Origin of the sequence: Paracoccus sp. 228, assembly GCF_000967825.1 — a bacterium.
In the GTDB taxonomy this organism is placed as follows: domain Bacteria; phylum Pseudomonadota; class Alphaproteobacteria; order Rhodobacterales; family Rhodobacteraceae; genus Paracoccus; species Paracoccus marcusii.
In genome coordinates this window covers 150,111-162,409 of sequence record NZ_JYGY01000004.1, presented here as the reverse complement: position 1 = coordinate 162,409, position 12,299 = coordinate 150,111, and the positions used below count along the sequence as shown (strand labels likewise).

General features: G+C 68.0%; 12 protein-coding genes. 5 read left to right on the top strand and 7 right to left on the bottom strand.

Annotated elements, in window-relative coordinates; translation table 11 throughout:
• Window positions 1-43 precede the first annotated feature (43 nt).
• Together mce and SY26_RS13730 are read left to right on the top strand one after the other, a co-directional pair.
• Entirely contained in the window at window positions 44-448 is a 405-nt protein-coding gene (gene mce, locus SY26_RS13735; protein ID WP_042246072.1) for a methylmalonyl-CoA epimerase, read from the top strand.
• Entirely contained in the window at window positions 448-717 is a 270-nt protein-coding gene (locus tag SY26_RS13730) for a DUF1467 family protein (RefSeq protein WP_045981605.1), read from the top strand. Before mce ends, SY26_RS13730 begins: the two co-directional genes overlap by 1 nt.
• Here the strand turns inward: SY26_RS13730 and SY26_RS13725 are convergent.
• Genes SY26_RS13725 through SY26_RS13715 form a run of 3 tightly spaced genes read right to left on the bottom strand, consistent with a single transcriptional unit; the run spans window position 674 to window position 2,261 of the window.
• Window positions 674-1,390: an EI24 domain-containing protein gene (locus tag SY26_RS13725; RefSeq protein ID WP_232303353.1), complete on the bottom strand. Its 717-nt coding sequence runs from the start codon at window positions 1,388-1,390 to the stop codon at window positions 674-676. The two genes, SY26_RS13730 and SY26_RS13725, sit on opposite strands and share 44 nt — an antisense overlap.
• Window positions 1,387-1,959 carry a nitroreductase gene (locus SY26_RS13720; RefSeq protein WP_046000977.1) on the bottom strand — a complete coding sequence of 191 codons (573 nt, stop codon included), beginning with the start codon at window positions 1,957-1,959 and terminating at the stop codon, window positions 1,387-1,389. The genes SY26_RS13725 and SY26_RS13720 overlap by 4 nt, the downstream gene beginning before the upstream one ends.
• Window positions 1,960-2,015: 56 nt before the next feature.
• On the bottom strand, window positions 2,016-2,261 hold the full coding sequence (locus SY26_RS13715; RefSeq protein ID WP_042246064.1) for a hypothetical protein: 246 nt from the start codon (window positions 2,259-2,261) through the stop codon (window positions 2,016-2,018).
• Window positions 2,262-2,402: 141 nt separating this feature from the next.
• Here SY26_RS13715 and SY26_RS13710 point away from each other — a divergent pair, with 141 nt between their 5' ends.
• Window positions 2,403-3,173, top strand: a complete 771-nt coding sequence (locus SY26_RS13710; protein WP_232303352.1) for a M48 family metalloprotease — start codon at window positions 2,403-2,405, stop codon at window positions 3,171-3,173.
• Between the two features lie 186 nt (window positions 3,174-3,359).
• Window positions 3,360-3,737, top strand: coding sequence for a hypothetical protein (locus SY26_RS13705; RefSeq protein WP_064503566.1), 378 nt, complete (start codon window positions 3,360-3,362; stop codon window positions 3,735-3,737).
• A 7-nt stretch (window positions 3,738-3,744) separates the two neighbouring features.
• Here SY26_RS13705 and ilvN read toward each other — a convergent pair whose 3' ends face one another.
• From ilvN to SY26_RS13690, 3 genes are all read right to left on the bottom strand, one after another.
• Complete coding sequence (ilvN, locus tag SY26_RS13700) at window positions 3,745-4,305, bottom strand: acetolactate synthase small subunit (protein WP_046000976.1); 561 nt, start codon at window positions 4,303-4,305, stop codon at window positions 3,745-3,747.
• A 25-nt stretch (window positions 4,306-4,330) separates the two neighbouring features.
• On the bottom strand, window positions 4,331-6,085 hold the full coding sequence (locus SY26_RS13695; protein WP_045981602.1) for an acetolactate synthase 3 large subunit: 1,755 nt from the start codon (window positions 6,083-6,085) through the stop codon (window positions 4,331-4,333).
• 160 nt (window positions 6,086-6,245) lie between these two features.
• A complete protein-coding gene (locus SY26_RS13690; protein WP_046001162.1) occupies window positions 6,246-7,085 on the bottom strand; it encodes an arginyltransferase in 840 nt (279 codons plus the stop codon).
• Window positions 7,086-7,292: 207 nt separating this feature from the next.
• On the opposite strand from SY26_RS13690, the gene glnE reads away from it, so the two are divergent.
• The gene (gene glnE / locus SY26_RS13685; protein ID WP_046000975.1) at window positions 7,293-10,094 is read left to right on the top strand and encodes a bifunctional [glutamate--ammonia ligase]-adenylyl-L-tyrosine phosphorylase/[glutamate--ammonia-ligase] adenylyltransferase; all 2,802 of its coding nucleotides are present in this window, start codon (window positions 7,293-7,295) and stop codon (window positions 10,092-10,094) included.
• Here the strand turns inward: glnE and SY26_RS13680 are convergent.
• Entirely contained in the window at window positions 10,091-12,241 is a 2,151-nt protein-coding gene (locus SY26_RS13680) for a glycosyltransferase (RefSeq protein ID WP_064503565.1), read from the bottom strand. The genes glnE and SY26_RS13680 overlap by 4 nt on opposite strands.
• Window positions 12,242-12,299: the final 58 nt, after the last annotated feature.

Genomic DNA, 12,299 nt, shown 5'->3' with positions numbered 1-12,299 from the left:
GCGCGCCCAAGGCTTAGAACCGCCTGAAACGGAGGATGTGACGATGATCGGTCGCCTGAACCATGTCGCCATTGCCGTCCCCGACCTGCAGGCGGCGGCGGCACAGTACCAGACCACCCTGGGGGCCACGGTCGGCCCGCCCCAGGACGAACCCGACCACGGCGTGACCGTCGTGTTCATCGAGCTGCCGAACACCAAGATCGAGCTTTTGTACCCCCTGGGCGACGACAGCCCGATCCGCGGGTTCCTGGACAAGAACCCGTCGGGCGGCATCCATCACATGTGCTTCGAGGTGGATGACATCATCGCCGCGCGCGACCACATGAAGACACAAGGCGCCCGCGTCCTGGGCACCGGAGAGCCGAAGATCGGCGCCCATGGCAAGCCCGTGCTGTTCCTGCACCCCAAGGATTTCAACGGCTGCCTGATCGAACTGGAGCAAATCTGATGAACCTGACCGGCGGTATCGTTCTGTTCGCCTCGCTGTGGTTCCTGACCCTGTTCTGCGTCATGCCCATCGGGCAGCGCAGTCAGGCCGATGCCGGAGAGGTCATTCCCGGCACCCATGCGGGCGCGCCGTCGGGCGTGAACTGGCGGCGCAAGCTGATCTGGACCACGGCCATCACCAGCGCCATCTGGGCCGTGCTGGCGTGGATCATCCTGGGCGGCGTGATCACGCGCGCGGATATCTCGAACCTGGACCAGTGGATCCGCTGATCATCTGGAACAGGTGGGTGAAGGCCGCCGCCGCCAGCAGCGGCACGGCGATGTTGACCACGGGGATGACCAGGCCCACCGCGACCAGCACGCCCGTCAGGGTTACGCGCGCCGAATGGGCGCGGCGCAGGTCGCTGGCCGGGCCTTCGTCCAGGTGTCGACGGGCGGCCATCTGAAAGAACTCGCGCCCCAGCAGCCAGCCGTTCGCACCCAGGAACAGCAGGGGCGCAAAGGGGCCGATGAAGGGCGTCAGGATCAGGCTGATCACCAGCACCCCCAGGACCGCCAGCACGACCGCCACGGATTCCAGCAGCCCGTCGAAGAAGTCCAGCGACGTGCCGCGGCGGTCCGGGTAATGGATCGCCTCGACCTTTTCGGCAACGGTTTCCGCGAAGAGGCCCGCAAAACCGGCGGCGACCGGGGCCATCAGGAAGATCCCCATCACCGGAAACAGCGCCAGCGATCCCCAGGACAGCACCTGACCGAACTCGATCTGGCCCAGCCAGGGCAGCGTGACCCCGCCCGGCAGCCACAGCCGCAGCGCCCAGAAGATCGCCGCCTGCAGGGCCACGAACAGCACCAGCGTCAGCCCGATGCCCAGCAGCACCAGCCGCAGCACCGACGGGCGCAGCAGGTCGGCCCAGCCCCGCAGCAGGGCACGAAGGGGCATCATGGACGCCACTCGGTCTTGGCGGCGATGTCGGGACGCGGGCGTTCCGGGGGCTGCGCGCCGCGGGTGCCGATATGGATCAGCCCCGCGACGCGCTCATGCGCCGCGATGCCCAGATGCGCCCGCGCAAAGGATTGGTCCAGCGCCGCAAAGCCCGTCAGCCAGGCGGCGCCCCAACCGGATGCCAGCGCCGCGTTGACCAGCCCCAGGCACAGCGCGCCCGTCGACAGGACCTGCTCCCATTCGGGAACCTTGGGGCTGTCGACCGGGGAGAAGACCACCGCCACGATCACCGGCGATGCCATGGCCGAGGCCGCCTTGTCCGCCGCCGCCTGATCCTGCCCCGCGGCCAGGACCGCGTCGCGCAACGGCGGCGCCATCGCATCCAGGGTCTGGCGGCCCAGCACGACAAAGCGCCACGGCTCCAGCTTGCCATGATCGGGCACGCGGGCCGCCAGGGTCAGCAGATCGGCCAGCTGGTCAGGGTCCGGGCCCGGGCCGGTCATCATCTTGGGCGGGTGGGACCGGCGGGTGGCCAGAAACTGCAGGGCGGCGTCGTTGCGGTGGTCCATGCGGATCTCCTGTAAGATCAGGGGCGGTAGCCGAGAGGCTGGCCGCGGGCGGGCGGTCAGCCTTCCTTTTCGATGCGGTAATTGCCCTCGGGCAGGTTCAGCGCAAGGCGCAGTTCGGTCAGCTGATGCATGGACAGGGTGATGCGCACGACCTCTTCGCCGTCATCGCTCATCTGTTCCAGAATCACCCGGTCGTCAAAGCCCAGGATGACGACGTCCTCGTTCAGCGGGCGTGTCTGGGCCTCGGCCTCGTCGATCAGGGTGATCACGGTCGCGTCGAAGTCGTGTTCGATGGTGAACATCCGAATCTCCTTGGGAAAGGCCCGACAATCGCGTGAAAGGGGGGCTGCGGCAAGCGGTCGGGGTTTACGCCGGACGGGCAGGGGGTATTCTGCGCCGACAGGATCGCGCCGACGCCGGGGCGGCGCAACAGGGCAGGGACGATGGGACAGATGATGGCGCGCAGCTGGCTGGCAGGGTTGATCGCGGCAGTGGCCGTCGCTGGCTGTGCGCCGCTGCCCGCGCCCGGCACCGCCCCCATCCCCGCGCCCGTCCCGCAGGTCCCGGTCCTGCCGGCCCCGTCGGCCCCGCACGCGGCAACGCCGGACGGCGCTGCGCGCAGCTTTGTCCAGGTGATGCGCCGGATGGAGCCCGCCGTCCGCCAGGACTGCCTGAACCGCCGCACCGCGCCGATCAGCTGCGATTTCCTGTTCGTCGTCGACGACCGCCCGGGGCTGGAGCCGAACGCGTTCCAGACCGTCGACCGCAACGGGCGCCCGGTCGTGGGCTTTACCCTGTCACTGATCGCGCAGACCCAGAACCCGGACGAGATCGCCTTTGTCGTGGGGCACGAGGCCGCGCACCACATCCTGAACCACCTGGATCGCAAGTCCGGGGCGGCCACCGCCGCGGCCGTCGTCCTTGGCAGCCTGGCCTCCGCCTATGGCGGCGACACCGGTGCCATCGCCCGCGCACAGGAGATCGGTGCATCGGTCGGTGCACGCTACTATTCCAAGGAATGGGAGCTGGAGGCGGACTATCTTGGCGCGATCATCACGCTGAACGCGGGCTATGACCCGATCTCCGGTTCGGGCCTGTTCCAGCGAATCCCCGACCCCGGAAACCACGTCCTGGGCACCCACCCGGCACGAGCGCAACGCTTGGCGCAGGTCCGCCGCGCGGTGGCCGACGTGCAGGCGGGGCGCATCCGCTAGGGCTGGTGGTGGGGTTGTGCCTGCGCCGCAACGCGACAACCTCCGGCTGCAATAAAATTCACGTGGTGAAAGGAAAAAGCTGGCATACCGGCGGTTTTCTGCTTTAGTCGGCAAAGGTTTGCACAAGACAGATCCTTGAATCGATACCATCCGGCGCTTCGGCGCCTTTTCTATGAAGGGGCGCCCATGATCGGGGTTGTCGTATGGAGCAGCGGGTCGCGTGAAAAGGCGATCATCTGGTGCGAAGATCAAGCAACGCTGGCCTATCTGCAGGGAACCGCGAATTTCGCCGGGCCCGGCGAATGGCCCCAGCCCGGTGATCTGGTCGAACTGGAAACTCGGACCGTCGGCAACCTGCGCCATGCCCTGAACGTGACCATGCTGTCGGAGAAAAGCTGTCTGCAGCTGCCGCGAATCCTGGCCGATTCGCAGCAACAGCAGCCGTCGCGGCCAGCCCTGCGCGTTGTGGCGCATCAGGATGCGGTGCCAAGCGGATCCGTGGCGTCATCCACCCGGCGCCCGGCGACGACCTATGCGCGACCCCGCAGCGGGGCCGCACGCTAGGGCGCGATCAGGCGCCGCGTGACAGTGCGGCGACCCCTGTGCGCGCCAGGTCCGTCAGGCCCAAAGGACGCATCAGATCGGCAAAGGCCTCCAACTTGGACGGCGTTCCAATTAGTTCGAAGACAAAGCTTTCCAACGTCGAATCGACCACGTTCGCGCGAAAGATCTCGGCGATGCGCAGCGCCTCGACGCGCTTGTCGCCGGTGCCGCGCACCTTGAAGAGGCCCAGTTCGCGTTCCACCACTGGCCCCTCGACCGTCAGGTCATGGACCTCGTGGACGACCACGATGCGGCCCAGCTGCGCCTTGATCTGCTCGATCACCTCGGGGGTGCCGCGCGTGACCACCGTGATGCGCGAGCGGTGGCCGCTGTGGTCGACCTCGGCCACGGTCAGGCTGTCGATATTGTAGCCGCGCCCTGCGAACAGGCCGATCACGCGGGCCAGGACGCCCGGCTCGTTCTCGACTAGGACGGCCAAGGTATGGCTCTCCTCGCGCGGGGCGTGCGGATCGCGCAGGTCATAGGCCGAATGGCTGGACATGCCCTTCTGGATGTTCAAAGCGTTCATGGTTCTGCTCTCTTTCCGGCCGGTCTCAGACCAGCACCGCGCCTTCGGATTCGATCACCCCCTGCGTCTCGGCCTCGCCCAGCAGCATCTCGTTATGCGGCTTGCCGGAAGGGATCATCGGGAAGCAGTTCTCGTGCTTCTCGACCAGCACATCCAGGATGAAGGGGCCGTCGTAATCGATCATCTGCTGGATCGCGGCGTCCAGATCCTTGGGGTCGCGCACCTGCGCGCCGGCGCAGCCGAAGGCTTCGGCAAGCTTGACGAAGTCGGGCAGGCTGTCCGACCAGGACTGGCTGTAGCGTTCGCCGTGCAGCAGCTGCTGCCACTGGCGCACCATGCCAAGGCGCTCGTTGTTCAGGATGAACTGCTTGACCGGCAAGCGGAACTGCACCGCCGTGCCCATCTCCTGCATGTTCATCAGCCAGCTGGCATCACCCGCGACGTTGATCACCAGCGCCTCGGGATGGGCCATCTGCACGCCGATGGATGCAGGCAGGCCATAGCCCATCGTGCCCAGACCGCCCGAGGTCATCCAGCGGTTCGGCCCTTCAAAGCCCAGGTACTGCGCCGCCCACATCTGGTGCTGGCCGACCTCGGTGGTGATGTAGCGGTCGTGGCCCTTGGTCAGCGCCTCCAGCCGTTCCAGCGCGTGCTGCGGCTTGATGATCGTGTCGCTAGGGCGATAGGCCAGGCATTTCCGGGCCCGCCATTGCTCGATCTGGCCCCACCATTGCTGGACCGCGGCGCTGTTCGTCTTGCGGCCGCGCGATTTCCAGACCTTCAACAGATCCTCCAGCACATGGCCCACGTCCCCGACGATCGGCACGTCGACGCGCACGACCTTGTTGATGGACGACGGGTCGATGTCGATATGCGCCTTGACCGATCCGGGGCTGAAATCCGCGATCCGCCCGGTGATCCGGTCGTCAAAGCGCGCGCCGATGTTGATCATCAGGTCGCAGCCATGCATGGCCAGGTTCGCCTCGTAGGTGCCGTGCATGCCCAGCATGCCCAACCACTTGTCGCCCGATGCCGGATAGCAGCCCAGTCCCATCAGCGTCGAGGTCACCGGAAAGCCCGTCGCTTCGGCCAGCTCGCGCAGCAGTTGGCTGGCGCCGGGACCCGAGTTGATGACGCCGCCGCCGGTATAGAGGATCGGACGCTCGGCCTGCTCGATCAGCTCGACCAGGCGCGTGATCGCGCCCAGATCGCCCTTCTTCGTCGGCTGATAGCGGCCCGTGTCGACCTGCTTTGGCCCGACATAGGTGCCGGTCGCGAACTGCACGTCCTTGGGGATATCGATCAGCACCGGACCGGGCCGGCCCGAGGTGGCGACGTGGAAACCCTTGTGGATCGTCGCGGCCAGCTTGTCCGTGTCCTTGACCAGCCAGTTGTGCTTGGTGCAGGGGCGGGTGATGCCGACCGTGTCGGCCTCCTGGAAGCCGTCGGTGCCGATCATGAAGGTCGGGACCTGGCCTGACAGCACGACCAGCGGGATCGAATCCAGCAGCGCGTCGGTCAGGCCGGTGACCGCGTTCGTAGCGCCGGGGCCCGACGTGACCAGAACCACGCCCGGTTTCCCGGTCGCGCGGGCATAGCCCTCGGCCATGTGGACGGCGCCCTGTTCGTGGCGGACCAGGACGTGGGTGATGTCGTTCTGCTGAAAGATCTCGTCATAGATGGGTAGGACGGCCCCGCCCGGATAGCCGAATACGGTATCGACGCCCTGATCGCGCAGCGCCTCGACCACCATTCTCGCACCCGTCATTGTTCGGGACATCGTCTTGCTCCATCCATCAAAAACACCCGCAAAGCGCACCCGTCGCGGCCCCGCGTCGGCGCAACCTAGGGTCAGGTTCGGACAGGGTCAATGGCATTTGGCGGAGAAAGTGACGCAGGCACGCCGGAAATTGAAACTTTATTTCGCGGTTTGACGGACGCTATCGGTCGAATTGCGGCAGCGCGATACGGGCGACCTGTTCGACGATCGGATCGACGGACAGAGGATGCGCTTCGTTCGAATGATCCTCGGGGTTGCCGATATCCTGCCAGACGCCACCCTTGTAGATCTCCAGCGCGCTGAAGCGGGCCTTGTAGTCCATCTTGCGGCTGCCCGGCACCCAATAGCCCAGATAGACGTAGGGCAAGCCCGCGGCCCGGGCGATTTCGATATGGTCCAGGATGATGTAGGTGCCCATGCTGGCCGGCCGCAGCAGCGGGTCGTAGAAGCTGTAGACAAGGCTCAGCCCGTCATCCAGCACGTCGGTCAGGCAGACACCGGCCAGGTGATCGTCGCCCTGCGCCAGCGCCGGCATCGCATCGTCGCTGCACCGGTATTCGATGACGCGGGTCTTGACCGGCGTCTCCTCGATCATCGCGGCGAATTCGAAGATGTCCATGTCCGCCATGCCGCCATCCGCGTGGCGGCTGTCCAGATAACGGCGGAACAGTTCGAACTGATCCTCGGTCGCCCAGGCACTGGTGGCCAGGCGGCGCAGGGCGGCGTTGCGGGTGGTGATGCGGCGCTGCGTCTTGGAGGGTCGGAAATCGGCCACCCGGATGCGCGCCGACATGCAGGCCACGCAGCTTTCGCAGCTGGGTCGGTAAAGCACGTTCTGCGACCGGCGGAATCCCTGCCGCGACAGCGCGTTGTTCAGTTCCGCCGCATTGTCGCCCTGCAGCGCGGTGAACAGCTTGCGTTCGGCCCGCCCGTGCAGGTACGGACAGGGCTGTGGCGCGGTCACATAGAACTGCGGCGCATGGGGCAGCGTATGGCGCATCAGGTGCGCCCCTTGCAGCATCTGGTCAGGTCGCGACTGATCATGCGGGCGCAGAAGGTTCCGTATCGCGGGTTGGTGTGCGCGAAAGCCTAGCAACGATTTCCCGGCAGGCCAAGCGTGGAAAGCAGCGGGCCCGCCGGTTCCGCGCAACATGGTTTACCGCGCGTTGCGTTGACGGGCCGGGGCGACCCCGGCAAGGTGGCGCGCATGAGCTTTCAGTCCCGCATCACCCGCCTTCCGCTGCCCGTCGACGCCGCCCGCGGGGCGGATGCGGCGGCGCTGTTCCCGACCCTGTCCGACCGGATGCGCGACCTGATCGCGGGCGCCGCGGGCAGCAGCCCCTATCTGGCCGGCCTGCTGCGGTCCGAGGCCGACTGGCTGCCCGATGCGCTGGACCATGACGACGTCGTCGCGCGCGAGACTGCGGGCCTGCAATCGCTGGACGCAGATGCCCTGGGCGTGGCGCTGCGCCGCGCCAAGCGGCGGGTGGCGCTGCTGGCGGCGTTGGCCGATCTGGGCGGCGTCTGGACGCTGGAGCAGGTGACCGGCGCGCTGTCCGACCTGGCCGACCGCGCCGTCGACCTGGCCCTGCGCGCCCATGTCGCGACCGAGATCCGTCGCGGCAAGCTGCCCGCCACGGACGCCGATGCGGGCGGCATCTTCGCGCTGGCGATGGGCAAGGGCGGCGCGCGCGAACTGAACTACAGCTCGGACATCGATCTGATCGTCCTGTTCGACGAGACCGCCTATGCCGAGGCCGACCAGATGGAGGCGCGCGCCGCCCTGATCCGGGCTACGCGGCGGATGGCCGCGACCCTGTCCGACGTGACCGATCACGGCTATGTCTTTCGCACCGACCTGCGGCTGCGGCCCGATGCGGCGGTGACACCGGTCTGCATCTCGACCGCCGCGGCGCTGGCCTATTATGAGGCCGAGGGGCGGACCTGGGAACGCGCCGCCTTCATCAAGGCGCGTGCGGCGGCGGGCGACATCGCCGCGGGCGAACGGCTGCTGCGCGAATTGCGGCCGTTCGTCTGGCGCAAGCACCTAGATTTCGCGGCCATCCAGGACGCTCATGACATGCGGCTGCGCATCCGCGACCACAAGGGTCTGGGCGGGCGGCTGGAGGTGGCGGGCCACAACCTGAAATTGGGCCGCGGCGGCATCCGCGAAATCGAGTTCTTCACCCAGACCCGCCAGCTGATCGCGGGCGGGCGCGACCGCGACCTGCAATGCCGCGACACGGTTGGCGGGCTGGCGGCGCTGGCGGCCAAGAACTGGATCCCCCGGGACGTCGCAGAGGAACTGACGGCGCATTACCGCGAACATCGCGACATCGAACACCGCATCCAGATGGTGAACGACGCCCAGACCCACAGCCTGCCCAAGGACGATCAGGGGTTGGCCACGATCGCCGCCCTGATGGGCGAGGGCGATGTCCAAGCCTGGTGCGCCCGGCTGAAATCGCGGTTGGAACGCGTACATGCGCTGACCGAACGGTTCTTCGCCCCGACCGAACCGACCGAAAGCCTGCCCGACCTGTCGGACGAATCGCGGGCGGTGATCCAGCGCTGGCAGACCTATCCCGCGCTGCGGTCCGACCGGGCGCGGCAGATCTTTCGCCGGATCGAGGCGCCGCTCTTGTCGCGCATGGCCCGCGCGGGCCACCCGGCCGAGGCGCTGGCCCGCTTCGACAGCTTCCTGTCAGGCCTGCCGGCGGGGGTCCAGCTGTTCTCGCTGTTCGAGGCCAATCCCCAGTTGATCGATCTGATCGTCGACATCTGCGGGACGGCGCCCGCGCTGGCCGCCTATCTGGCGCGCCATCCGTCCGTTCTGGACGGCGTGCTGGCAGGCAGCTTCTTCGCACCCTGGCCGCGGGAGGCCGGGTTGGTCCAGGAACTGGACGCGGTCCTGCAACGGGCCCTGAGCCAACCTGGCGGTGGCTATGAACGGGCGCTGGATGCGGCGCGGCGGTGGGCGCATGAATGGCAGTTCCGCATCGGCGTCCATCACCTGCGCGGCCTGATCGGCGCGGACGAGGCGGCGGTGCAATACGCGGACCTTGCGGGCGCCTGCGTGGCGGCGCTGCTGCCGGTGACCGCCGCCGATTTCGCGCGCCGCCATGGTCCGCCGCCCGGCCGCGGCGCGGTCGTGGTGGGCATGGGTTCCCTGGGCGCGCGGGTGCTGAACGCCGGGTCGGACCTGGACCTGATCGTGATCTATGACGCGGACGGGGTCGATGCCTCGGACGGGCCGCGCCCGTTGGCCGCGCGCCCCTATTACGCCCGGCTGACGCAGGCGATGGTCACCGCCCTGTCCGCGCCCACGGCCGAAGGCCGGCTGTACGAGGTCGACATGCGGCTGCGCCCGTCAGGGCGGCAGGGGCCGGTGGCGACCTCGATCGACAGCTTCGGCACCTACCAGATGACCGAGGCCTGGACATGGGAGCATCTGGCCCTGACCCGCGCACGCTGCGTCGCGCAGATCGGGCCCGATGCGGATATGCTGTGCCAGCAGATCGAGACCCTGCGCCTGAAGGTGCTGGCCGAACGCGGCATCGATCCGCGTGTTTTGCCCGACACGGGCCAGATGCGTGACCGCCTGTTCGCCGCGAAGCCGCCTGGCGGAGCCTTCGACGTGCGACAGGGGGCCGGACGGCTGCAGGACATCGACCTGCTGGCGCAAAGCTGCGCCTTGCGGGCGGGCGATCCGGCGCGGTCGACGCTGGCGCAGTTGCGGGCGGGTCGCCGGGCGGGGCTGCTGACGGCGGAACAGGCGGACCGCCTGTCGTCGATCTGGCGGGGATTGTGGCGCGTGCATGCCGCCGCCCGCCTTTTGACGGACAGGCCGCTGGACATGGACGTGATCGGGCGCGGTGGCCAGGATTTCCTGCTGCGCGAGGTCGAGGCCGACAGCCCCGATACCCTGCGTGATCGGCTGTCCGACGATTTCGCCACGGTGCAGGCCCTCGTCGAGGGATATCTGTCGGACGAAAGTCCGCACGACTAGCCGCTGGCGGCGCGGTCCTGAGGATAGCGCATGGCATCCGGTTCGACTGCCGGCGCATCGATCTGGACCAGGTTGGGCTGTCCCGCGGTGGCCTGTCCGGCGCTGCTCTGCAGGTCCGCCGCCACCTCTGCCAGGGACCGGCCGCCGATCTGGCCCAGGACCGGGATCGAGACCATGCCCGGTGCCAGGGGGATGACGGGGGCATCCGCCGCCTCGACGAACAGGCCGTGGGCGGTCTTGTCCCAGTAGAAGGGCTTGGCCACGACCTCGTAGATGGCTTTCCACCCGGCCAGGCATCCAAGCGGGAAATAGAGATGCAGCGTCGGCACCCAAGGCATCAGATGGCGGTGCTTCGCCCCGCTGACCGCACGCATGCCGACGAAGATGCTCAGCGCCTCGGACGCGACGAACAGTCCGAACAGGCCGACGATCGCCCAGGAGCCCACCCCGGTTTCCAGCGGTGCGCGCAGCGGATGCGGCAGGCCGAAGGTCAGCAGCCAGAAGCTCCACAGGATCGGTGCCAGAAGGTATTGCGACAGCGCCCCCAGGAACTGGACCTGAAAGCCCCAGAAGCGCCACGCCCCCAGATCGCGGTAGAGCGCCGCAGGATCGCGCATGTGCACCGCCCAGGTCATCGCGTATCCCTTGAGCCAGCGCGACCGCTGCTTGACCCAGGGCAGGGCGCGGCAGTTCGCCTCCTCATCGGTGGTGGTCTCGATGATCTCGGTCCGGTATCCGCGCCGGGCCAGGCGGACGCCCAGATCGGCGTCCTCGGTCACGTTCCATGCATCCCATGCGCCGACCTGTTCCAGCAGGTGGCGGCGAAAGAACAAGGTTGTGCCGCCCAGGGGCACGATCAGCCCAAGCCGCGCCACCCCTGGCAGCAGGATGCGGAACCAGCTTGCGTATTCGATGGTAAAGCAACGCGCCAGCCAGTTGGTGCGCGGGTTATAGTAATCCAGCGCTCCCTGCAGGCATGCAACGTCCGCAGGCGCGACATGAAAGCGGCGCGCAACCTTGTGCAGTTGATCGGGATCGGGTCGGTCCTCGGCGTCCCAGATGCCCACGATCTGGCCGCGGCAGAAGTTCAGCGCATAGTTCAGCGCCCGGGGCTTGGTCTTGATCGGCCCGTCGGGCACCCGCACGACGCGGATCCAATACGGCAGGCGCACGCCGTCCAGCGCGGCCTCGGTGATCTCGTCGCTGGCCTCGATCACCAACAGGATGTCGGTCAGTTCCCGCGGATAGTCCAGACGTGCCAGCCGTGCGACCAGCTTGCCCGCGACGTCCTTTTCGTGAAACAGCGGCACCATGACCGAGATCAGCGGCAGCGCAGCCTCCATCAGCGGGGGGACGGGATGACCCTGTCGGATGGCCAGCGCACGGGCATCCTGCTCGCGCAGCGCCCGCCGCGCCGCCAGGAACGACGCCAGCTTCAGCCCACTCTGCGTCAGCAGGGTCAGCACCGCCCAGAAGGTCAGAAGCCCCACGATCAGCGTCGGGACCAGGATCAGGCCGGCCGCGGTCAGGGCCAGCGCCGCGATCGCCAGGCGTGCCGTCCGGGCCTGGTCCTGCGTGCGACAGCTTTCGATGGCGGGGACGCGCGTCTCGGCCTCGCGGATCAGGCGGGTCCGGCGGGAGTTCAACACACCGCCCTGGGCCTGGTCCGCACTGCACAGCAACATGCGGACCTGGCCGAACTGGCGCGGCAGCAGGGGCAGCACGGCCGCGAAATCATCGGGCCGCGCCGTCGCTATCCAGGTCACCCCGCCGATTCGCCGCCAAGGCAGCAGCCCGTGCGTCAGGCAGAACCCGGCCCCCGCGTCATCGATCAGCCGCGGGTCGGCGGGCGTCACGTCGGGGTCGATAGCGGTGGTGCGCCACTGCCGCGACAGCGCGCGGGCCAGGGCGGCGGGCTGGACCATCCCCTGGGCCAGCAATACCTGGTCCAGCCGCAGGCGCAGCTTTTGCTGGATTACCGTCGCCTTGAGCAGGTCCCCTGGATCGACGGCCCCGTCTTCCAGCAGGATCTGCCCAAGCGACCGCCGGTCGCGCGGCGCCAGCGTCGGCCCGCACAGGACCGCGCTGCCGGCGGTGGCCGGATCGGGCAGGTTGGCAGGCCGGGGCAGGGGGGCAGGCTGCGCCATGGTCGTTTCCCATCAGGATCGACCCGTCTTGGCACGTGATGCGTTAACAGAAGATTAA